Raw genomic sequence first — 22,154 nt, forward strand, 5'->3', positions numbered from 1 at the left:
TGCGCCGCCAAACGAAAACGCTCCCGGTTTAATGCCGGGAGCGTTTTCATTTTGTCCGATTGCCGGTGCCGCGCTTTATGCCGGCAAGGCCTTACGGTTTCATCAGCACGGACTTCGACGGATAGTCCGATGCCCAGGTGGCTGACAGCGGTGCAACGAAGACGTTTTCGGTCCGCGTGCGGGTGATCTTCCAGGTGCCGTCCGGCTCCTTGCGGAAGGTGTTGTTCAGCCGCGACGACCGCAGCAGCGCCTTGCCGTCGGAAAAGAGCCAGGGCTGCATGTGGACCCATTGGCCATCGGCCGTCGTTCCGCCGTCATGCACGTGGATCTGTTCCGACGTTAGATAGTGGCAGTTGAGGATCAGCGCCGGGTCCGTCTTGCCGCCCCAGAAGCCTTCGAAATGTTTGCGGATGGCGGCTGCGCCCACGGCACGTCCGAACTGGTTGTCGTAGTATTCGCCGACACCTTCCCAGACGGCATCTTCGGTATAGAGCTGCATGATCCGGTCGATGCGCTCCATGTCGTCGGCCACGCCGAATTCCGGATTGGGCGTATCGCAGAGAAACATGTAGCGCGCCTGGATGCGGCGGATGTCAGCTTCCGCCTCGAGCACCTCGACGCGGCGCAGCAGGGCTGTGAGATCGATATCGGCAGTCATGGATGTCCCCTTCGCAAGCGATAAGCCTTCTGCGGGAAGGCGCGTGCGATCAGGATGGCGAAGCCTTTGGTTTCCTCTCCCGCACGCTTGGGAATGGTATCGGGGGCGATGCTTGCGTCAAGCGGTAATATTCACGTAATAATTAATTTAAGACTGATAGCTTTTAAGTCTCTGATTTCATTGCGGAAGCCCTTCCTTAAAAACAGTATTGCAGCCGCCGCAACACTGATCGCGTTCTCGTCGTGGTAAAGAGAAGTCCTGGCGCGCTGAGGAGGCGCTGTCCAGGCACCCAAATCGTAATAGTGGGTCGGCTTCATGCCGGGGGCGAAGCTTTGCGCGCGTCTCAAGTAATTGATCTAAAACAATAAAAATTCGAAACCGATTGAATATCGGATTGACAAGACGATCATTTGCAGTAATTTTCACGTAAAAGGGAACGTGACAATGATCAATCTGGATGGACAGAACGGGAGTGCGGCCGAAACGGCTTTTGCCAGCATGCTGGCACTCGGCGCCGATCACGGTCTGACAGTCGCGATCAAGGACTGTCTGGATGTGGCGGGCCATACGACCCGCTGCGGATCTGCCGCCTACGCCGATGCCGCTCCGGCTCTGAGCAATTCCGCCGTTGTCGATCGGCTGCTCGATGCGGGCTGCCGCATCGTTGGCAAGACACGCTTGCATGAAATCGCCTATGGCATGACCGGCGTGAATGCCTTCGAGGGCACGCCCGTCAATCCGCGCTGGCCTGATCGCATTCCCGGCGGTTCGTCGTCAGGTTCGGCAGTTGCCGTGGCTGCGGGCTCTGTCGATTTCGCCATCGGTACGGATACAGGCGGCTCCGTGCGCCAGCCGGCCATCTGTTGTGGCGTGATCGGGTTCAAGCCCACCTTCGGTCGTGTCGATCGTCGTGGGGCGATGCCGGCGGCAAGTTCTCTTGATTGCATCGGTCCTCTGGCGCGCAGCATGGACATGATCGAGCGCGCCATGGAGATCATCGCCCCTGATTATCGGGTCGAAATGCTGACGAGCACCCCGCGCATGGCGTTGCTGGTCACCGACGAGACCGATGATCCCGAGATGCTCGAAGCGCATGAGGCCCTCTCGCTGGCCGGGATGGTGGCGCGCCGGGTTCATTTGGCGGATTTGGATGCTGCCTTCCGCGCCGGCATGGCGATCATCGCTCGCGAAACACTGGATGCGAACCGGTCCCGTCTCGAGGCGGGGGCGCCGTTCGGGATGGACATTCGGCTTCGGTTGGAAGGTGCACGCGCCATCAGCGACGCTGTTCTTGCGGCAGCCGAAGACATTCGTGTCGCGTTTACGCAGTCCGTCGACGACTGTCTGTCAGAGTTCGACGTCATCGTCACGCCGGCTCTGCCACAGGCGCCGCCACTTCTGTCGGAGGCCGCAGACCCTGCGAAGGTCCTGCCACTGACCCGTTATCTGCGGCCGTTCAACCTGTCCGGTCACCCAGCCATCGTCCTGCCGGTCGTCACCTCGACCGGTCTGCCGTCCGGCATCCAGCTCATCGCTCGCAAGGGTGCGGATGCACGGCTCTGCGCCGTCGCCCGCTGGCTTTGCGATCACCATCCGATGTTCTCAGACTTGAGGGGAGAATCATGAATTCCCATAGCAGCATTGCGCCAACGAACGCGCTGGAGGCCCTAAAGGCTGAGATCGGTCTCAGGCGACAGGAGTTTCAGGACCTGCGTCATATCCCTGTCGATATCGTCCGCAAGTTTCAGGATGTGGGTGTGTACCGCGCCTTCGTGCCGAAGCGTTTCGGTGGAGATGGACTGACCCCGCAGGCCTTCTGTCGGCTGGTCGAGGAGATTGCCACAGCGGATGCCTCTGCCGGCTGGGTCGCCAGCTTCGGCGTGTCGGCCACCTATCTGGCATCCCTGCCGCCGGAGACTTACGCCAAGATCTACGGCACGGATCCGAACACGGTCTTTGCCGGCGCCATGTTCCCGCCGCAAGCGGCCAAACGCGTCGGTGACGGCTTCGAGGTCAGCGGTCGCTGGCCATGGGGGTCCGGCGTGATGGGTGCCTCGATCGTCGGTGCCGGCATCAAGATCGAAGGGGAGGCAAGCCCGCTGCCACGCACCGCCATCATGCCGCGCGACAAGGTGACGATCGACGAAACCTGGAACACGATTGGTCTTAGAGCCACAGGAAGCCATGACATCGTGGCTGACCGCGTGATCGTGCCCGAGGACTGGACCTTCATCCGCGGCGGCAAGCCACAGATGGATGATCTTGTCTTCCGGTATCCGGCCATGGCCCTGGCCGCGCAGGTGCTGGCGGTGGTGGCGCTTGGTGTCGCTCGGTCGGCGCTCGACTGGGTGCGCGGTGACGCGCTCGCCCGAACTTCAATCACTGGGGCACCGAGCCCTGCGGCCCGCGCCTATGTGCAGATTGATTTTGCCCGCGCCGAGGGCCTGCTTTCCGGAGCCCGGTCGGCCTTCTACGACGCCATCGAAACCGGTTGGCGGCAGATGGAGGCTCACGGCGAGATCGACCGGCTGTCTCATATCCGCCTGCGCCATACCGCCTCCAAGGCCGCCCAGGATGGCGCCGAAGCCGCACGTATCGCCTTCGTGCTCGGCGGTTCGGATGCCATGACGACAGGCCATCCGCTGGGACGCGCCATGATCGATGCGGCCTGTGTCGCGCAGCACGCCTTCATCAATGCCGGCAGCTGGCAGGCGGCAGGTGCTGCGCTCTTCGAGCAGCAGACGCCCCCCGGCTATCCTTGAATGCAGGATTTTACAAAGGAACATCCGATGTCTGAACCAACACCCATCCGAACTCTTCTGTGCCTCGCCGTTCAGCCTGCCTTTTTTGATCTGCCCTTCGGCCAGATCGGCGGCGTCTGGAAGGCCACCCAGGCCTTCATGTCCGGCGTTGCCAAACTCGACGGCGTGTCGGTGCTCGGCACACTCGATGACGACCAGACCCAGGTCGGCACCTCGCCGGCCTTTCCCTGGACCTGGTACATGCTCTGCGATTTCCCCGACCGGCAGTCAGTGATTGCCGCTTGCAACCTTCTGCGCACGATCGTGGTCGATGAGGAGGATCATCGGCTCTGGAAATACATGCGCGTCGAAGCCCGCATGGGCCGCGCACTCACCATCCCCGAACTCTGAGAACGGACAGGAGCTGTCATGTTGGACGCAGCAGAAAAATTGAGCGATCTCGACGCCCTTTACTCACCCGAGGCGAAAGTCGCGACCGCGATGTACGAGGATACCGACCTCTTCAAGGAAGAAATGGAGCGCATCTTCAAGCGCACCTGGGTCTGGGTCGCCCATGACAGCGAACTCGCCGACAAGGGGTCGTTCAAACTGTCAAATGTCGGGCTGGAGCCGGTCATCGTGGTGCGTGACCGCAAGGGCGAGGTCAATGTCCTCGTCAACCGGTGCCGCCATCGTGCCGCGACTGTCTGCGAGGTGAAGAAGGGCAAGACCTCGTCCTTCCAGTGCCCCTATCACGGCTGGGGTTACGGCCTGGACGGGTCGCTGCGCGGTCTGCCTTATCCCGAGCAGTATGGTGCGGATTTCGACAAGGGCGCCCATGGCCTGAAGACGCTGCGCACCGAAAGCTACAACGGCATGATCTTCGCCACCTTCAACGACGAGATCGAGCCTCTGGTCGACTTCCTCGGTCCGGGCGTGTGTCGCTACATCGATCTGTTCATGAAGCAGGGCGGCGGTTTCCCGGTCAAGGTGCTTGGCGAACACCAGTTCACGGTGCCGATGAACTGGAAGATCCAGCTCGAGAACACCACCGACGCCTATCATTTCCCGGTCGTGCACAAGAGCTTCATGCAGTCGCTCGACGGCGATGCGGAGGAAGCCTTCAAGTTTCTCGACACCGGCAAGGGCTATGTCGAGGATCTTGGCAACGGCCATTCCGTGATGGTGATGATCCCCGAGCGCATCGACCTCGATGAGCATCTTGACGATCCGATCGAGGAGCGTTTCATGCCGCTCGTGCATGAACTGCGCGAATATGGATACCCGGAAGACCAGGTGTTGAAGATCGTGCGGGCTGTCGGCGGCGCGGGCTTCAATCTCAATCTGTTCCCAAATGTCTCCCTGTCGCTGGCATTCTTCCGTGTACTGACGCCCATAAACGTCGAGCGTACCGACATCCGTCATATCGCGCTCGGCATGGATGGCGGCCCGGCGGCAGCCAATCGCGCCAGACTTCGCCTGCACGAGCACTTCCAGGGCCCCATGGGCTTTGGCTCGCCCGACGATGCGGAAGTTTGGGAGCGCGTTCAGCGCGGCACGAAGGGGGGCGAAGATTTGCCCATTCTCGTGAACCGCGGCCTTGTCGATGAGCAACCCGGCGAGCGCGGCCCGCGCGGCCACATCAGTGCCGAAACGGGTATGCGTGCCGCCTATCACATGTGGAAGAGGATGATGTCGGTATGAACATGATGGTCAAAACCACGGATCTGGCGCTGCTGCAAAAGGTCAGTGCCTTCCTTTGGGCCGAGGCGGCGCTGCTGGATGGCAAGGACTATGACGCCTGGCTCGCGCTCTGGATTCCGGAAGGCTTCTACACGCTGCCGATCGGCGAGGGTGATGATTTCGACAATCAGTTGAACCTTTGCCATGACAACGACCGGATGCGACGGGACCGTATCCAGCGCTTCCAGCAGGGCTTCTCGATTTCGTCGGCGCCGCCGGCACGCACCGTCCGTACCGTGTCGCGTTTCGTCATCGACGCCGTCGAGGGCGACACGGTCACGGTATCAAGCGCCGAGCAGGTGGTCGAAGACAAGTTCGGCCGTCAGCGCATCTGGGCCGCCAATGTTCGCCATGTGCTGGTCGCCTCTGGCGAAGGTTTCAAGATCCGCAACAAGGTGGTGCGTCTACTCAACTCGGATGGGATGCTGAACTCGTTCAGCTATTTGTTCTGATGGCGGCGCCGCTTCCTGAAAAGATCCAGACAGCGGTCGTCACGGGTGCCGCTCGCGGTCTCGGTGCCGAGATTGCCCGTGCGCTGCACCGCGCAGGCTTTCGCGTCGTCATTACCGATATGGACGCGGAGGCGGGGGCAAGCCTTGCCTCCGAACTCGACCTCGCCGGCGAAACGGCCGTGACCGCGACGCTCGATGTGTCGAAGCCCGAGGACTTCCAGGCGGTGCTCGATCGGTGTGTCGAGCGCTGGGGCTCGGTCGAGGTGCTGGTCAACAATGCTGCCCGCACGGCGGTCAAGCCGCTGCTCGACATCGATCCGGCAGACTTCAACGCGGTGCTGGCCACGAATGCCGGCGGCACTTTCGCCGGCAGTCAGATCTTCGGTCGCCATTTCAAGGATCGCGGCTTTGGTCGCATCGTCAATCTGGCCTCGCTTGCGGGACAGAATGGCGGCACGGCAACCGGTGCGCATTACGCCGCCTCCAAGGGCGCCATCCTGACGCTGACCAAGATTTTCGCCCGCGATCTCGCGCCGTTCGGCGTGACCTGCAATGCGATTGCTCCGGGGCCGATGGATACACCCATGGTCCGCTCGGTGATCACACCTGAAAAGATGGCGGGCGCGCTCGCCAATATTCCGGTCGGCAGGCTCGGAGATCCCGTCTTCGTGGCCGAACTCGTTGCTCTTCTGGCCGGCCCGACGGCCGACTTCGTCAATGGCGCCTGCTGGGACGTCAATGGCGGCATTTACATGCGGTGAGGTGAGACATGACTTCGAAAGGCTTGACCCTGAAAATTGCCGAACGGCTGGAAGAGCCCGGCAATATCCTGCGCTTGCGGCTTGCGCGCCCGGACGGTGCACCTCTGCCGAAATTCGAGGCGGGTGCGCATCTCGACCTGCGGCTCAATGACGGCAAAGTCGACCTGTGGCGCCAGTATTCACTGTGTTCGGATCCGGCGGATACGGGGTTCTACGAGATCGGCGTGTTGCTCGATCCGAAGACACGCGGCGGCTCTGCTGCCGTTCACAAGCTTGCTCTGCCGGGCGTGACTTTCGAGGTCGACGGTCCGCGGAACCATTTTCCGCTCGCCGAGACCGCGCAAAAGACCGTCCTGTTCGGTGGGGGAATTGGGATAACGCCGATGCTTGCCATGGCGCGTCGGCTGCATGCGCTCGGTCGGGATTTCGTGCTGCACTACTGCACGCGTTCCCATGCCGTCACGGCGTTTTGCCAGATCATCGCGCACGCGCCCTGGAAGGATAAGGTCGTCTTCCACTTTGACGATCAGGCCGTCGAGCAAAAGCTGGATCTGACCCGTGATCTACCCGCTCCGGCGGCCGATACGCACCTTTATGTCTGCGGGCCGCAAGGTTTCATGGACTGGGTCATTTCCGGTGCAGAGGCGGCCGGGCATGCGTCTGCAAATATTCACCGCGAGTATTTCAGCGCCGATGTCGACACAACCGGCCAGAGCTTCGAAGTGGAGGCGCGCCGCTCCGGCATCACGGTGACGATCGGCCCCGCTGATACCATTGCCAAGGCCCTCGCCCGGGCCGGTGTCAAGGTTGAGGTCAAGTGCGAGGAGGGGGTCTGCGGCACCTGCGTGACCGACGTCCTGGAGGGGACGCCCGACCATCGCGACAAGTTCCTGACCGACGACGAACGGGAGGAGGGCACAATGATCTGCGCCTGCTGTTCGCGGTCCTGCAGCTCGAAACTGGTCCTGGATATTTGAGGCGCCGACGCGCCAAGGAGGAGAGAATGACAATAGCTCAGCCGACTGAAGCCGCCTTGACCTTCCGCGAAGGCATGAGCCGCCTCGGAGCCGCGGTAACCCTTCTGACATCGGACGGCCCGGCTGGCCGCCAGGGCATGACGGCCTCCGCCGTCGTGTCCGTGACCGACAGCCCTCCGACGCTGATCGTCTGTGTCAATCGGGGCATTCGCTGTCACGATCTCTTCGTGGAAAACGCTGTCCTGGCCGTCAACGTGCTCGGCGGCCGGCATCAGGATCTGTCGCGCCGCTTCGCCAGCAAGGATATCGGGGATCGCTTTGAAGGCGCTGACTGGGTCACGCTTGCGACCGGGGCCCCGGTGCTCGACGATGCCGAGGTCGTCTTCGACTGCCGCATTGTCGATGTGCGCTCAGTCGGGTCCCATTCGGTGCTCACCTGTGAAGTGGACGCTGTAAAGCTGCACTCGGATCAGCCACAGGGCCTGATCTGGTTCGGTCGTCACTTCCACCACCTGGAGGCACACGTGGCCCGCTGAAGTGTTTGGGCTACATGCGTTTCAACTGGCTGAACACTTTTTCCAGAATGGTGTTCAGCACGTCCATTTCTTCGTTGCTGACCGAGCGGAATGCGAGTTCGAAGATGTCGCGAACTTCGGCGAGCGCCAGAGCACCCATGCGTTCGCCCTCGGCCGTCAGGCTCACTTCCGTGGCCCGCGCATCCGTCGGTCGCACGCGGGTCGTGACGAACCCGTCCGCTATCAGACGCTGTACCACTTTCGTGGTCGTATTGAGCCGCATTGCGGAAAATTCTGCAATTTCGGAGATCGACAGGTAGGTGTCCTCGTGCAGCGACATCAGGACACGCCAGCGCGGGGCATCCATACCCATCGGCTTCAACCGCTTTTCGAGCACCTGCACATAACGCTGATCGACGCGACTGATCCAGTAAAATGGCCAGGTTCTTTTCGCGTGTGGTGTCGCACTCTTGGCGCTCAAGGAAACCTCTCCATTTTTGGCCCAAGGCCCAAATTGTCATCATCTTCACGGTAAATTTAACTTTATTCCAGTGGCTCGCTGCTCGTCAACGGGTCTTCGGCTCATGGCTTTTGGAAGAGGGCAACAGCTTCGATGGAGAGAAGTACGAGCGGAGCATAGCGACCGGTGCCAATTCCGGTGGGGAGTTCGCACCGTACGGGATATGCTGTCCCGAGCCTTGGAAACCAGCGACCTTTCGGGGTGGGACGAGGCTATCAGTTGTCTTCGACCGTGCTGAACGACGAGGCCAATACGTTGAGCCAGATGTTTCCCCGTTTCGTTGACCGGCGTTCGATCAAGGGTAAGGCTGCTTGAGACGATCAGAACCGAGGCGCGAAACTTCGGTGAAACACTCTACGGGGACCAATCGCCCTTCGCGCTTTGCCATGACACGCATGATTGGCTTGTCCCGCAGATCCGGCACGTCCCTCCTGTTATGGCTTCATTCGTCTGGTGAATAACTCACGCTAAAAACATTCATTTGCTAAATTCTGGGGGCGGTTGATAATCGCGGAAAACAAGCGAGATGACGTTTTTCGTCATCATAGAAACAGGGAACTGAAGACACATGATGAAGCGCGTGATCATTGCGGCCGGCCTCGCCAACCTTGTCGCCTACCCCGTCCTTGCCAAGGACCTGACGATTGGCCTTGCTGGCACAGTCACCTCCATCGATCCGCATTTCTACAATGCGTCGCCGAACAATTCGATCGCGATGCAGATCTTCGACAGGCTGACCGAGCGCACCGCCGACGGCCAGTTGGTAGAAGGGCTCGCGACGAAGTGGGAGTCGGTGACGGAAACGAAGTGGCGCTTCACCCTGCGCGAAGGTGTGCGCTGGCACGATGGCAAGCCGTTCACATCAGACGACGTCGTCTTCACGTTGAGCCGGGCGGGGAACGTACCGAATAGCCCAGGCGGCTTCGGCGGCTTCATGCGCAATATCGAAACCGTCGAGGCAGATGGCGACAATGCCGTCGTCATCAACACCAAGGCGCCTGCTCCGACGCTTCCCGGCGAACTCGCAAACATTGCCATCGTATCCCGTCATGCGGGCGAGGGCGCCGATACCGCCGACTACAATTCCGGCAAGGCGGCGATCGGCACCGGCGCGTTCCGCTTCTCCACATTCAAGCAGGGCATTGAAGTCGGGCTGGAGCGCAACGCCGATTGGTGGGGCAAGAAAGTTGCTTGGGATCGTGCGACCTACCGTATGATCTCGAGCGCCAGTGCCCGGACGACCGCCGCTTTGGCGGGAGATGTCGACGTCATCGACGCGCCTGCGGCGACTGACATCACGCGCTTCAAGACCACGGCCAATCTCTCCTTCGTCAGCACTCCGGGCCTGCGGGTCATCTATCTGGCGCCAGCGACATCCGGCGATGCGTGGAAGGCGAACGTGAAGGGGCCGAATGGCGAATCGCTGGAGACCAACCCGCTCGCCGATCCGCGCGTGCGCAACGCCCTTTCGAAGGCGATCAACCGGGAGGGCATCGTCGATAAGATCATGGGCGGTACCGCTACGGCGTCCGGCCAATGGCTGCCGGAAGGCGCGTTCTCCTATACGCCCGACATTCAGGTGCCGAAGGCCGATCCTGCTGCCGCAAAGAAGTTGCTGGCCGATGCCGGCTTTCCGAGCGGTTTCCAACTGACAATTCACGTGCCGAGCGACCGGTATCCGAATGCCCCCGCCGTAGTGCAGGCCGTCGCGCAGATGTGGACGCGAATTGGCGTGAAGACAGATGTCGAGGCTCTTCCGTGGACGACCTTTTCGTCCCGCAAGTCGGAATTTGCCATGAAGCTGCTGGGCCTCGGCAACGCGACCTACGACGCCAGTTCCATGCTGGTCAACGTGCTGGGAACCGTCGATCCCAAGCGCGGACTGGGCGCGTCCAATGACAGCGGCTATTCCAATCCGGCGCTGGATGATCTCGTGTCGAAGGCGATGATGATTTATGACGAGAAGGCCCGGGAGGGAGCCCTCGTCGAGGCCGTGAAGGTGGCTGTGGCCGATGGAGCCATCATTCCCCTCTACCAGCAGAGCAATGCCTGGGTCATGCGCAAGGGCCTTACTTACGCGCCGCGCATCGACGAGCGTACACTCGCCAAGGACATCGCGGAGTAAACGCAGGAGGAGCAACTGGCGGATCGTCCAGTTGCTCTTGTCGCGCGCGTCTGGGCAATGGCGCTATCCCACTGAGCTTCGTCTGGCGGACCTTGCGTGGCCATGCGTGAAGCCGGCTGGTAAGCATTCTACCCACCACAAGAGAGTACCATGACCCTATGGATCGTCCAGCGTCTGTTGCAAGCGATCGTCATCGCTTTGGCAATGGCCCTGATTGTATTCGTCGGTCTTCATTTGATCGGCAGTCCCATCGAAACGCTGCTGCCGCCTGAAGCAACCCATGACGACCGCCTGAGACTGATCGCGGATCTGGGTCTTGACCGGCCGGTCTACGAACAGTTCCTGATGTTTCTGAAGGGGCTGCTGCAAGGCAATCTCGGCGTCAGCTATGTCTACAAAGAGCCGGCGGTTGCACTGATCCTGTCCCGGCTGCCGGCCACGCTGGAACTGGCTATCGCTGCCGTTTTGCTCTCGCTGGTCATCGGGGTGCCGCTGGGACTGGCGGCAGGATGGCAACCCCAGAGCGTCTTTGCGCGCGTCGTCATGATCGGCTCGATCTTAGGCTTCAGTCTTCCGATTTTCTGGATCGCGATCCTGCTCATCATGATGTTCAGTGTCCAGCTTGGCTGGCTCCCAAGCTCCGGGCGTGGCGCAACGGAAACCCTGTTCGGGATACCCTGGTCTTTCGTGACGCTGGATGGGCTTCGCCACATGCTTTTGCCGGCGATCAGTCTTTCCCTCTTCAACATTTCAATGGTGACCCGTCTCACCGAAGCCGGTGTTCGCGAGGCCATGTCGAGCGAATACGTGCGATTTGCCCGCGCAAAGGGTCTGTCGCCGCAGCGTATTCTCGGCGTCCATGTGCTGAAGAATGTGATGATCCCGGTCGTCACCGTGGTCGGCCTGGATATTGGTCAGACGATCGCGTTTTCCGTGGTGACGGAAACCATCTTCGCATGGCCGGGTGTCGGCAAAATCATCATCGACAGTATTGCCGCGCTCGATCGTCCCGTGATCGTCGCCTACCTGATGCTCGTGGTGATCATGTTCGTCATTATAAACCTTGTCGTGGATGTTACGTACAGGCTGCTCGATCCGCGCATCCGGCTTCAGGGAGAATGACGTGCAAGCCGCTGTAACTTATTCGAAATTTCGGACCGGCCTGCAATTTACGCGGCAGTTTTCACGCTCGCCCCTTGCTGTTCTCGGGCTGGTCCTGATCACCCTCATTGTCCTACTGGCCGTGTTCGCGCCGTATCTATCGCCGCAGAACCCTTATGATCTGATGCAGTTGGACATCATGGATGGGCGGATGGCGCCGGGCACGGAATCGGCGACGGGCTTTACCTTCCTGTTCGGGTCAGACGACCAGGGAAGAGACATGCTGTCGGCCATCCTCTACGGGCTGCGTATCAGTTTGATCGTCGGGCTGGGGTCTGCTGCGCTTGCATTCGTCCTTGGGACCGCATTCGGCCTCACGGCGGCATATCTGGGTGGGCGCATCGAGAACGCGATGATGCGGCTCGTCGATCTCCAGTTGTCCTTTCCGACGATCCTGTCAGCGCTGTTGATCCTTGCGCTTCTCGGCAAGAGCGTCGGCAATGTCGTCTTTGCAATCGTTCTGGTCGAATGGGCGACCTATGCGCGCACGGCCCGTGGTGCCGCCTTGACCGAACTTCGCAGGGAATACATCGAAGCAGCACGCTCCCTTCGCCTCCCGCATCGCAACATCCTGTTTCGCCAGTTGCTGCCGAACTGTCTGTCGCCGCTGGTCGTGCTGCTGACGATGCAGGTCGCGCGCGCGATCACGCTCGAGGCGACGCTGAGCTTTCTCGGCCTTGGCGTTCCGGTGACGGAGCCATCGCTCGGGCTTCTGATCGCCAGCGGCTACGAGTTCATGTTGTCGGGCACGTACTGGATCGCGCTTTTCCCGGGTATCGCGCTCCTGGTGACGATCTTTGCCATCAACCTCGTTGGTGATCGCCTGCGCCAATTGCTGGACCCAAAGGCAGCCCAGAGATGACACCCATGCTTGAAATCAAAGGCTTGAAAACCGAGGTGGTGACCGAGCACGGCAACGTCACGCTCGTCGAAGACATCAATCTGAACCTGGCGGCAGGCGAGGTCATGGGTCTCGTTGGCGAATCCGGTTCCGGCAAATCGGTAACCGGTCTCTCCATCATGGGCCTGCTCGATAAGCCGGTGCAGGTCACCGGTGGGCAGATCCTGTTCAAAGGGCAGGATCTGCGCACATGCTCGCAAAAGGACCTGCGCGCCATTCGCGGCAACCGTATCGCAATGATCTTCCAGGATCCGATGTCGACGCTCAACCCGGTGTTGCGGGTGGATACGCAGATGATGGAGGCCGTGCACGCACACGAGTCCGTCAGCAAGAAGATTGCATGGGAGCGCTCACGCGATGCCTTGGGCATGGTCGGCATTCCCAGCCCCGAAGAACGCCTCAGCGCCTATCCGCACCAGTTCTCAGGGGGCATGCGGCAGAGAGTGGCAATCGCCATCGCGCTTCTCATGTCGCCTGATCTCATCATTGCCGACGAGCCGACGACCGCGCTTGACGTCACTATCCAGGCACAAATTCTCTCCGTTGTTCAAAGGCTTGCGCGAGAAAAGGGTACGGCCCTGATCTGGGTGACACACGATCTTTCGGTGGTTGCCGGCTTGGCCGAAAAGCTATCGGTCATGTATGCGGGACGCATTGTGGAGCAGGGCACGACAGCGGATGTGCTGAAGCGGCCCCTTCATCCCTATACGAACGGCCTGATCGCCAGCCTTCCTGCGAACAACCAGCGCGGCGTGAGGCTGAAGCAGATATCCGGCACCACACCTTCTGTTGCAAACATGCCGAAAGGCTGCGCCTTCCACCCGCGTTGTTTGTCAGCCACGGAAATCTGCCTCAACCCTCCGCCGCTTGAGCCTTTGGATGGGCGTCTGCTTCGCTGTTTTCACCCTGTCACGACAGGAGCGCCATCATGAGCAATCGATTGGAAGTGCGCAATGTGAGCAAGCGCTTCACCCGCAAGGCCGGTGTGCTGGAGCGCGGTGCGGAGATGATGGGACTGAAATCCCCCAACCCGGTCGTTCGCGCGCTGGATGATGTCAGCATTACCGTGGCGCAAGGCGAAGTCGTCGGAATTGTCGGTGAATCGGGGTGTGGAAAGTCGACCCTCGGCCGTGTGGTGGCGGGTCTTCTGCAGGCGTCCGAAGGCTCGGTGCTGTTTCGGGGCAAGCAGCTGGCAGAAATGTCGGGTGAAGAAGCTGAGGAGGCGCGGCTGAAGGTCCAGATGATCTTTCAGGATCCGTCGTCGTCGCTTAACCCGCGTCAGCGGGTGCGCGAGATTATCGGCGCCGCTCCTCTTCATCACGGCATGACCACCGGGCGCGAACTGGATGACTATGTCAGCCGGCAGATGGCGCGCGCGGGGCTCGACCCGATCCTTGCCAGTCGTTTTCCGCATCAGTTTAGCGGCGGACAGCGCCAGCGGATCGGGATCGCACGCGCATTGGCCGTTCAGCCCGACATGCTGATCTGTGACGAGTCCGTTGCAGCGCTCGACGTCTCCATACAGGCACAGATCCTGAACCTGTTTCTCGACCTCAGGGAGCAGCTCGATCTCACCTATCTCTTCATCAGCCACGACCTCTCCGTCGTGGAGCATATTTCGGACCGCGTGGTCGTCATGTATCTGGGCCGCGTGGTGGAGGAGGCATCGGTCGCGGAACTGTTTTCGCATCCGAACCACCCTTATACGCGCGCGCTCCTTGACGAACGGCCCAGTCTCGACCCCGTTCAGCGACAGTTTTCCGCGATCGAAGGTGAAATTCCAAGTCCGATTTCGCCGCCGCCGGGATGTCATTTTCATCCCCGCTGCCCGATGGCGATGGCGCGCTGCCGTGTCGAAAGACCTGAACTGCGGGCCGTCGGCTCCGGGCACAAAAGCGCATGCCATCTCAACGATTGACCCTCTCTCAATCGACTACCTCTAAGTTGAAGGATACATCATGCCTGTTTCGGCACCTCTGGAACGCCAGCTCCGATTGAACCGTGACGACTTCCCCGCCAAGGAGTGGGTGCGTGTCGATGCTCCTGAGGAGCATGATTTTTCGGCCGATGTCCGCGCAAAGGTGGACACCATGCTTGAGGGCATGCCGACCACATCATTCATGGCGGTCGCGGGTGGGCGGGCTCTTTATACCTACGGCGACGTCTCCGAGGTAAGCTATCTCGCCTCCACGCGCAAAAGCATTCTCTCTATGCTTTTTGGTAAGGCAGTTGCCGAAGGCAAGATCGATCTCGATCTGACGATGGCGGATTTGAAGATCGATGAGGACCACGGCCTTCTTCCGATCGAAAAGACCGCGACGCTGCGTGATCTCCTTGTCAGCAGTTCAGGTGTCTATCATCAGCCGGGCAGCCCGGGCAGCAACACGAAGAACATTCCCGAGCGCGGCTCGAAGAAGCCCGGTAGCTATTTCCATTACAACAACTGGGATTTCAATGTTCTCGGCGCCGCATTCGAGCAGCTGACGGGTCGGAGCGTCTTCAAGGCGTTTGAAGAGGACTTCGCGGGTCCGATGGGCCTGCAGGATTTCGACCCCTCGCGCCAGAGGATGATGGGCTATGAGGGCGCCTCGCGCTATCTCGCCTACCACTTTTTTCTCTCCGGCAGGGACATGGCGCGGCTGGGCCTTGCAATGGTGCGCAACGGTCGCTGGCGCGACAATCAGATCGTGCCGGCCGACTGGGTGGCGGAAAGTACACGCATCCATGTTCCGGCGGACCGGATGAACGAGAGCGAAAAATCCCGTGTTGCCGGCTACAGCTACCTCTGGTGGATCCCTGTGGTGACCGAAAAGACGCCGGAATGGGAAGGCGCTTTTGTCGCTGCGGGCCATTTCGGCCAGTTCATTCTGGGCATGCCCGCCCTGGACATGGTGTTCGTCAACAGACGCGCCATTCCTGACGATCTGGCAATTGCTCGCAATGACGGAAGTTTCAAGGAAGAGCTTCCCGCAGTGACTATGGAAGCGTTCTTGAGCGTCGCCGATGAGTTTATCGCGGCGAAACTCGGCAAGCGCTAGCGCTGGCGGGTCACGGACCGGTCTACTGGGGCAGATCTTGTGTGAAGCAGGCGGAAATCTGCTCGCGCAGCCACAGGCTTGCCGGATCGCGCTCGTTTTCGGCAAGCCAGATCATGCTGGTGGATTGCTTTTGCTCGGCGAAGGGCGAATCCAGCAGCAAGAGTTCGTGAGAATGTTCGAAGAGCTTCGCCACGCTCTCCGGCATGATCGCGATAAGATCGCTGCGCGCGACGATTGCGACCGCTGCGGAGAAATGGGGCACCACAGCCACAACCCGGCGCGCAAGCCCCATCGTGTCGAGGCGCTCATCGATCCATCCACGACGGCTGGGGGCCGAGGTCACCTTCACATGGCCCAAAGCAAGCAGTGCGTCCAGCGTCAGCGGCTGCGCTGCCGCAGGGTTCTGGGCGGACATAATGCACACTCTCCGCTCGGTAAACAGCGACGTGCAACGATAGCGCGCGGGAAAATTGTCGGCTGTCATGACGGCAACATCAATCGTACCCTCATCGAGCTGTTCCTGCACGACGGTCAGGAACGACCGATTGTTGGCAATGCCCGTCCGCGGCATGTGAATGACTTCCAGAACACAGTGTTCAGCGGCAGAGCGAACCCGCTCGACGAGGCGCGGCATGAGTACGACGGAGAAGTAGTCGTTCATGCCGATCCTGAATGTACGGTGGGAGGTCGCGGGCTCGAAGCTTTGCCTCGACAGCATCACCGATTCCACATCCTCGATGATGCGCCTCACCGCCGGAAATATTTCGGTGCAATAGCGGGTCATCACGAAGCCGCCGGATGTCTTCTTGAACAGGTCGTCGCCGGTTATGGCGCGGACGCGTTTCAAGGCATGGCTCATCGCTGGCTGGGAAAGGCCGATGTATTGACCGGCGGCCGTCATGTTGCCTTTGACGACCAGAGCATAAATGACTTTGAGTAGGTTGAGGTCGATCGAGCCCAATTGAAACCGCTGCATAGAATTCCTGTCTGCATTTTTGGAGAGTGCCGCCATTACGATGGCATAATTACCGGCAGGCGAAAAACGGAAAACCGGTCGGCCAGAGACAAGCTATGCCACGGCCGACTGTCCCCAAACGCTGCCGAGCGAGCAACGGCCTTCTCGCACAACAACCGGGCGCTTTCGGTACGTCCGCGCAGCGACGACCGCCCCGGCAGCAACGGCCATGGAAAAGCTCTCGTCCTGCGCGGGCGGGGCTTCGATTGTACCGATCAGCCGGACATGGCGCTCGGTGCCGAGGAGCATGCGCTTGCTGCGCAAACGTGTTTATCGCTGATGGCAAGGAAGCCCATTGCCTCAAAAGCCACCTGACCAGCAACTTTCGCACAGCGCCCGGACTGGATTGACAACACTGCGGCGGCGAAAGTGCTGGCGGGCCGTCATGGGGTGTGGGCATTCGACATGCCCCACGATGTGGCCGACGACTGGAATTTTATCGCCGGCCTGGTCGCTGCAAGCCTGAAGGCCTTGTTCGCCACCGCGCTGCCGCATCCAGCATCCCGCTGGGCGTTCAAAGCATCCGTGGAAGAACGTCGGTCTCGCCGTTCCTATCCTGCAATCGATGCTTCACGGTTCCCGCAATATGAAGGGCAATGCACAACAGCAGGATATAGGCGGAATATCGGTGTAGCATCTGGAAAGCGGCAAATGCCTCATCGTTCTTTGGCAGGATCTCCGGTACGTGTGAGAGAAAGAAGAACGGAACGCCATCGCCATCGGTGAGACTGCTCGACATGGCGTAGCCCAGCATCGGGGTCAGCAGCGTCAGGGCGATGATCAGCCGATGAATCCCATGGGAAAGCAATTTTTCCAAGGGCTTAAGCGCTGCGGGCGTGGTCGGTAACGTCGCTTGATGACGCCAGCGGAGCACCAAGTGTACGAGCGCCAGAAGCCAGGCCAATAGGCCGAACTGCTTGTGGCCGGGGTACAGAAAGCCCGCGACAGGGTCGTGCTCGGCACGGCCGGTCATATACCAGCCGCACGCGATCAAACCCAGGATCAGAACTGCCCTCAACCAGTGCAAGATACGGAGTAAAGCGGGATATTTTTCACCCTGGGGCGTCCGAATTTGTTCTGTCATGTGGGCTCCACGTTTCGTCTGGCTAGTCTCCCATGGACTGGTTGCAGTCGGATGTTGCGGCTCAGCGGAGGCGATGTGGAGATTGCGTGGAGAAGAGTAAGCTTTGGTACTCGCCATCGCTTGGCTGGATTTGAGAATCGGAGCACGTCGGTCGTTCCGACTTGTGATGTGGTCGAAGGTGGTATGACCCGAGCTTTCAGCGATGATCTGCGTAGCCGCGATTGTCCGCATCAACAGATTGCATGTCGGAGCACTTGGAAGACTCCAACCATGCCGACCCGGCTCCTATTGCCGCGATCATGATGCTCATTTTGCTTGCCATGCCCATCCTGACACCAGAAATCCGGATGCGGACGGGCGTAGATCATATCGATGGCGGAAGCGCGCGTGGCAAGGAAACCAGGCAGCGAAGCCCGCCAGACGCCGCTTTCGAAAGGTGAATCGATCCGCCATAAAGCTGCGTGAGCTCACCGGCGATTGCCAATCCGAATCCGTCACCCGGAACGGTCTCGTCCAGGCGCTTTCCCGGGAGGAAGGCGTCTGAGATCGTTGCCGGCGCGATGCCCGGACCGTCGTCTTCGACGACGATCGCGAGTGTGCTGCCTTCCGTTCTAGCCGAGATTGTGATCAAACCGGTCGCCCACTTGAACGCATTGTCGATCAGATTGCCAAGGATCTCATCAACGTCCTCTTCGGCGCATGAAACGGAGATTTCTGGATCCATGTCGCAATGAACAGCAATGCCTCGATCGGAATAGATCCGCGTCATGACAAGCAGGAGATCGTCGATCCGAGGTTTGATCGCCGTTCTCAGACCCGTTCCTCCTGCAGCGGTTTTTCGGGCGCGGGCAAGATGATGGCGAATGCGGCGATCGATCCGGTCGACCAGGTTGCGCATTTCGCCGTCAGGGTCGTTTCCGGGATGAAGCGCGAGCGAAAGACTTGTGACGGGCGTCTTCAGGCCATGAGCAAGATTGGCAAAGTGCAATCGCGTGTCGGCGAGCCGTTTCAGGTTCTGATCGACCAGCCGGTTGATTTCCTGCGTCACTGGCTTCAACTCTTCGACGTCGATCTCTGGTAGGCGCTGCAGATTACCGGCCGTGATATCCGAGATGCTGGAGGTCAGCTGTCGAAGTGGGCGTATACCAAAGCGGACCTGTAGCAGGGTTCCAGCCACCAAGACGGTGCCCAGCAGCGTCATCACGGGGATCAACCACAAAAGCGCGCGCCTGGCGGGCGCAGTCAGTGCCGATCGTGGCGCTGTCACTGAGATCTCAACTGTTTTACCGTCGATGTCGGCCGAGGCAACACGCAGGTAGAGTTCTTCTCCCTGGAATCGCATCTGATCGGTCGGCTGGGGTGCCCCACTCAAGATATGCCGCCAATCCAGCGGACGAGGAGGGCTATCGATGGTTTGACCAGCAAGTGACCTTGACGCGATCCGCATCTGGCCGTTCGAGACCTGCCAATACCACCCCGCGCCCGTGCGGTCGAACGGCGGACCGTCTAACGAGGTTCTAAGAGCCAATTTTCCGTCCGCGTCTACGAAAAGGTTCCCTCGCAAACCCTCGATCTGGGTATCGAGTCGCTGATCGATCTGCTCACGAACGACGCCTGCGGCGATCAGATAGAGAATGACCGAAGCAAAGATGACGGTCGCCGTGACGAAAACGAGCGAAAATACGACCAGCCGCTTCGATATCGACGGTCTCTTGAACAAGCCGAGACTATTCATGACGCGGCCGTCAGCATGTAACCGCGTCCGCGAACCGTCTCGATCAACTCAGCCCCAATCTTGCGACGCAGCCTGGCAACAATGACCTCGATCGAGTTTGAATCAACGTCGGCATCGCCCTCATAGACCCTCTCGATCAACTCGCGCCGATCAACGACAACGTCCTTTCGCAGCATCAGGCAGGACAGAACCCGCCATTCGAGGGCCGTGAGCTTCAAAGGCAAGCCGCTCAGTTCGAACGTGCCGAGCTGAGCATCGAATGCCACGGGCCCGCACGTGATCTTCGAACTGGCGTGGCCGGCCGAGCGCCGGACGAGTGCGCGAAGCCGCAGCACCAGTTCTTCGACCTTGAAAGGCTTGGTGAGAAAGTCGTCCGCCCCGGCCTTGAAACTCTCGACCTTGTCAGGCCAACCGTCACGCGCCGTCAGGATCAGCACCGGAAAGGTTCGGTCAGCCGCACGCCACGCTTTGAGAACCGAAACGCCATCGATTTTGGGTAATCCCAGATCGAGAACTGCAACATCATAGATTTCGGTCAGGCCGGCATGCTGTGCATCCTCGCCATTCTGGGCGATATCGACCACAAAGCTCTCCGCCCGCAGGGTTGCGGCAATTCGCTTGGATAGGTCGGTATCGTCTTCGACAAGAAGCACGCGCATCTGGGGTCCGTTTCTGTCTGGAGATCGCCCATTCTTAAGTCAGCAAGGCTTAACTCAACCTGAACCGCAAGGTTCAGGTCCGTGGTGGTACCACACTGATAGAACTCTCCCGTCAAACCAGAACAGGAGATGTTCATGTCAACCCTCGACCAAAACGTACCCGACAATCATCACGAGGCCGAGGCCGGCAAGACCCCGCACCCCAAGCCTCCGCATGGGCATCGGTCGCGTCGTCTTGCGGCATTCGGTATTGCCGCTTTTGCAATTCTTGCGCTCGGAGCTGCCGCCGGTGCTGGCGCAATGAAACTGACGCGCCCCAGCATGGAGCTCGCCCCCATGACGCCGGTCGCGATTTCGGCCATGCCGGATTGGAGCTTGGTGACCGTCAAAGGCAAGGTAGCAGAAGTCTTCGGCAACAAGTTCATCGTCCAGGACGACAGTGGGCGCGCTCTGGTCGAGACCGGGCCTGCCGGCGAAGGCAGCAAGCTTGTCGGTGTCAATGAGGCCATCAGCGTCCAGGGTCGCTTCGAGCGCGGCGTCCTGCGTGCGAGCTTCATTGTTCGCCAGGACGGCAGCGTCGAGGCACTCGGACCGGCCGGAGGACCGCCGCGCCACGGTCCGCTGGACGATTTGCCCGGCCACGGCAAACCATAGCGCATCTATCGGTCCGATAGCAAAAACCGGCCGCCTGGAACTTTGTCATCCGTTGCCCGTTCCCGGCGGCCATCATTTCCACACCAACATGAGCAAGCGAGACGGGCATGCAGGGCACAACGAAAGGCTTAACCGACCGATCGCTGGTAGCGCTTGCGTGTCTGAACTTCTTCCTTGCCGATGCACGCGATGGCCTCGGCCCGTTTCTCGACGGCTTTCTAGCGACCAATGGTTGGTCCCCGATGACGCTCGGGATCATCGCTACACTCGGCGGCGTGCTCGGAATGATCGCAACGCCGCTCTTCGGTGCGTGGGTCGATGCATCCCATCGCAAACGAATGCTGATCATCCTCCCGGTCATCGTGGTCACCGGCGCGGCCTTGTGGACGCTTGCCAGTCCTGGCAATGCATCGGTCTTCGGTGGCCAGTCAGCCACCGCGGTTGTGGGTGCCGTTGTCGGCCCGGCGCTGATGGGTCTGACGCTGGGCCTCGTCGGAGAGAAGCGGTTCTCGCAGCAGGTGGCCCGAAACGAGTTCTGGAACCATCTTGGCAACGTCGCTTCGCTCGCTGCCATTTATGCGGCCACCGTTGCATTCGGCATGAAAGGCGTGATTGGGCTCATGGTCTTCACCGCAATCGCTGCCGTTCTGGCGGCGCTCGCAATCGACCCGAAGAGGATCAACCACGACGTGGCGCGCGGTCTGGCGCATGATCGTGGATTGCCAGGACCGTCCGGCTACTCCGTTCTTCTTGGCAGCAAAGGTCTCATCATGCTGGCCGTTACGCTGATGATTTTTCACTTCGGCAATGCGCCGATCAGCCGCCTCATCGCTCAGGATTTTTCCCTACAGCTAGGCACGCCGTTTCGCACCACGGCGTTGATCACGGGAATCTCGCAACTGGCGATAATCGCGGTCGCGCTTGCAGCGCCATCTCTCATTCGCCGCTTTGGGTTGGCGAGCATTTTCGCGATCGGATTGTTGGCTCTTCCAATCCGCGGTGCGATTGCCGGTTCATTTACGGATTTCGCAGCGATTTTCCCGGTTCAAATCTTCGACGGGATCGGCGCTGGCCTTATCGGTATCGCTACGCCCGTCGCGGTCGAGCGAATACTCTCCGGTACAGGGCGTTTCAATGTCGGCCTCGCTGCTGTCATGACCGTGCAGGGGGTGGGGGCATCGTTCAGCAATATCGTCGCAGGCTCGCTAACCGACATAGGTGGATATGGCCTCGCCTATTGGGTTCACGGCGGTGTCGCCGCGCTGGCTTTCGCCGCCTTCCTGATCGGTCGGGACGACATTGCTCCGCCGAAGAAAATCGATGTAGGTGCTGCGGTTGGTCGGTAACGGCGATGTATCCGCTTGCGCTTTGAAACCCGGCTTGGAAACAAGGTGAATGCGGCAGCGATTGCCCTT

The 22,154-nt window shown here is 60.2% G+C and carries 22 protein-coding genes; 16 read left to right on the forward strand and 6 right to left on the reverse strand.

Annotated features, from left to right (window positions below; translation table 11 throughout):
• Window positions 1-91: 91 nt before the first annotated feature.
• The gene (locus DMY87_RS16500; protein WP_110792742.1) at window positions 92-658 is read right to left on the reverse strand and encodes a nuclear transport factor 2 family protein; all 567 of its coding nucleotides are present in this window, start codon (window positions 656-658) and stop codon (window positions 92-94) included.
• A gap of 444 nt (window positions 659-1,102) precedes the next feature.
• On the opposite strand from DMY87_RS16500, the gene DMY87_RS16510 reads away from it, so the two are divergent.
• The 8 genes from DMY87_RS16510 to DMY87_RS16545 are packed head-to-tail and all read left to right on the forward strand — an operon-like array spanning window position 1,103 to window position 7,868.
• The gene (locus DMY87_RS16510) at window positions 1,103-2,284 is read left to right on the forward strand and encodes an amidase (RefSeq protein ID WP_110792744.1); all 1,182 of its coding nucleotides are present in this window, start codon (window positions 1,103-1,105) and stop codon (window positions 2,282-2,284) included.
• On the forward strand, window positions 2,281-3,420 hold the full coding sequence (locus DMY87_RS16515) for an acyl-CoA dehydrogenase family protein (RefSeq protein WP_110792745.1): 1,140 nt from the start codon (window positions 2,281-2,283) through the stop codon (window positions 3,418-3,420). The genes DMY87_RS16510 and DMY87_RS16515 overlap by 4 nt, the downstream gene beginning before the upstream one ends.
• 27 nt (window positions 3,421-3,447) lie before the next feature.
• Window positions 3,448-3,810: a hypothetical protein gene (locus DMY87_RS16520; RefSeq protein WP_110792936.1), complete on the forward strand. Its 363-nt coding sequence runs from the start codon at window positions 3,448-3,450 to the stop codon at window positions 3,808-3,810.
• 18 nt (window positions 3,811-3,828) lie between these two features.
• Window positions 3,829-5,103: an aromatic ring-hydroxylating oxygenase subunit alpha gene (locus DMY87_RS16525; protein WP_110792746.1), complete on the forward strand. Its 1,275-nt coding sequence runs from the start codon at window positions 3,829-3,831 to the stop codon at window positions 5,101-5,103.
• Window positions 5,100-5,594 (forward strand): aromatic-ring-hydroxylating dioxygenase subunit beta, encoded by a 495-nt coding sequence (locus tag DMY87_RS16530; protein WP_110792747.1) that lies wholly within the window; start codon window positions 5,100-5,102, stop codon window positions 5,592-5,594. The genes DMY87_RS16525 and DMY87_RS16530 overlap by 4 nt, the downstream gene beginning before the upstream one ends.
• Window positions 5,594-6,355, forward strand: a complete 762-nt coding sequence (locus DMY87_RS16535; protein ID WP_110792748.1) for an SDR family NAD(P)-dependent oxidoreductase — start codon at window positions 5,594-5,596, stop codon at window positions 6,353-6,355. The genes DMY87_RS16530 and DMY87_RS16535 overlap by 1 nt, the downstream gene beginning before the upstream one ends.
• A gap of 8 nt (window positions 6,356-6,363) precedes the next feature.
• A complete protein-coding gene (locus tag DMY87_RS16540; RefSeq protein WP_110792749.1) occupies window positions 6,364-7,332 on the forward strand; it encodes a PDR/VanB family oxidoreductase in 969 nt (322 codons plus the stop codon).
• A 26-nt stretch (window positions 7,333-7,358) separates the two neighbouring features.
• Complete coding sequence (locus DMY87_RS16545) at window positions 7,359-7,868, forward strand: flavin reductase family protein (protein ID WP_205908180.1); 510 nt, start codon at window positions 7,359-7,361, stop codon at window positions 7,866-7,868.
• Between the two features lie 10 nt (window positions 7,869-7,878).
• Here DMY87_RS16545 and DMY87_RS16550 read toward each other — a convergent pair whose 3' ends face one another.
• Window positions 7,879-8,328 carry a MarR family winged helix-turn-helix transcriptional regulator gene (locus DMY87_RS16550; RefSeq protein ID WP_205908181.1) on the reverse strand — a complete coding sequence of 150 codons (450 nt, stop codon included), beginning with the start codon at window positions 8,326-8,328 and terminating at the stop codon, window positions 7,879-7,881.
• A gap of 610 nt (window positions 8,329-8,938) precedes the next feature.
• Here DMY87_RS16550 and DMY87_RS16555 point away from each other — a divergent pair.
• The 6 genes from DMY87_RS16555 (at window position 8,939) to DMY87_RS16580 (ending at window position 15,592) form a co-directional block, all read left to right on the forward strand.
• Window positions 8,939-10,492: an ABC transporter substrate-binding protein gene (locus DMY87_RS16555; protein WP_245408948.1), complete on the forward strand. Its 1,554-nt coding sequence runs from the start codon at window positions 8,939-8,941 to the stop codon at window positions 10,490-10,492.
• A gap of 150 nt (window positions 10,493-10,642) precedes the next feature.
• The gene (locus tag DMY87_RS16560; RefSeq protein WP_165826278.1) at window positions 10,643-11,614 is read left to right on the forward strand and encodes an ABC transporter permease; all 972 of its coding nucleotides are present in this window, start codon (window positions 10,643-10,645) and stop codon (window positions 11,612-11,614) included.
• Window position 11,615: 1 nt separating this feature from the next.
• Window positions 11,616-12,515 (forward strand): ABC transporter permease, encoded by a 900-nt coding sequence (locus DMY87_RS16565; RefSeq protein ID WP_110792751.1) that lies wholly within the window; start codon window positions 11,616-11,618, stop codon window positions 12,513-12,515.
• Window positions 12,512-13,486, forward strand: coding sequence for an ABC transporter ATP-binding protein (locus DMY87_RS16570; RefSeq protein WP_110792752.1), 975 nt, complete (start codon window positions 12,512-12,514; stop codon window positions 13,484-13,486). Before DMY87_RS16565 ends, DMY87_RS16570 begins: the two co-directional genes overlap by 4 nt.
• Window positions 13,483-14,472 carry an ABC transporter ATP-binding protein gene (locus DMY87_RS16575; RefSeq protein WP_110792753.1) on the forward strand — a complete coding sequence of 330 codons (990 nt, stop codon included), beginning with the start codon at window positions 13,483-13,485 and terminating at the stop codon, window positions 14,470-14,472. The genes DMY87_RS16570 and DMY87_RS16575 overlap by 4 nt, the downstream gene beginning before the upstream one ends.
• A 40-nt stretch (window positions 14,473-14,512) precedes the next feature.
• Complete coding sequence (locus DMY87_RS16580; protein ID WP_110792754.1) at window positions 14,513-15,592, forward strand: serine hydrolase domain-containing protein; 1,080 nt, start codon at window positions 14,513-14,515, stop codon at window positions 15,590-15,592.
• 22 nt (window positions 15,593-15,614) lie between these two features.
• Here DMY87_RS16580 and DMY87_RS16585 read toward each other — a convergent pair whose 3' ends face one another.
• From DMY87_RS16585 to DMY87_RS16605, 4 genes are all read right to left on the reverse strand, one after another.
• Window positions 15,615-16,604: a LysR family transcriptional regulator gene (locus tag DMY87_RS16585; protein ID WP_245408949.1), complete on the reverse strand. Its 990-nt coding sequence runs from the start codon at window positions 16,602-16,604 to the stop codon at window positions 15,615-15,617.
• Window positions 16,605-17,121: 517 nt separating this feature from the next.
• A complete protein-coding gene (locus DMY87_RS16595; RefSeq protein ID WP_110792757.1) occupies window positions 17,122-17,691 on the reverse strand; it encodes a cytochrome b in 570 nt (189 codons plus the stop codon).
• A 364-nt stretch (window positions 17,692-18,055) separates the two neighbouring features.
• Complete coding sequence (locus tag DMY87_RS16600; protein ID WP_110792758.1) at window positions 18,056-19,426, reverse strand: sensor histidine kinase; 1,371 nt, start codon at window positions 19,424-19,426, stop codon at window positions 18,056-18,058.
• Window positions 19,423-20,085 (reverse strand): response regulator transcription factor, encoded by a 663-nt coding sequence (locus DMY87_RS16605; RefSeq protein WP_110792759.1) that lies wholly within the window; start codon window positions 20,083-20,085, stop codon window positions 19,423-19,425. The genes DMY87_RS16600 and DMY87_RS16605 overlap by 4 nt, the downstream gene beginning before the upstream one ends.
• Before the next feature lie 135 nt (window positions 20,086-20,220).
• Between DMY87_RS16605 and DMY87_RS16610 the strand changes: the two genes are divergently transcribed.
• Window positions 20,221-20,739, forward strand: coding sequence for a hypothetical protein (locus DMY87_RS16610; protein WP_110792760.1), 519 nt, complete (start codon window positions 20,221-20,223; stop codon window positions 20,737-20,739).
• Between the two features lie 107 nt (window positions 20,740-20,846).
• Window positions 20,847-22,085, forward strand: a complete 1,239-nt coding sequence (locus tag DMY87_RS16615) for an MFS transporter (protein ID WP_110792761.1) — start codon at window positions 20,847-20,849, stop codon at window positions 22,083-22,085.
• The last annotated feature ends 69 nt before the right edge of the window (window positions 22,086-22,154 follow it).

Source organism: Peteryoungia wuzhouensis, assembly GCF_003205195.1.
GTDB lineage: Bacteria > Pseudomonadota > Alphaproteobacteria > Rhizobiales > Rhizobiaceae > Allorhizobium > Allorhizobium wuzhouense.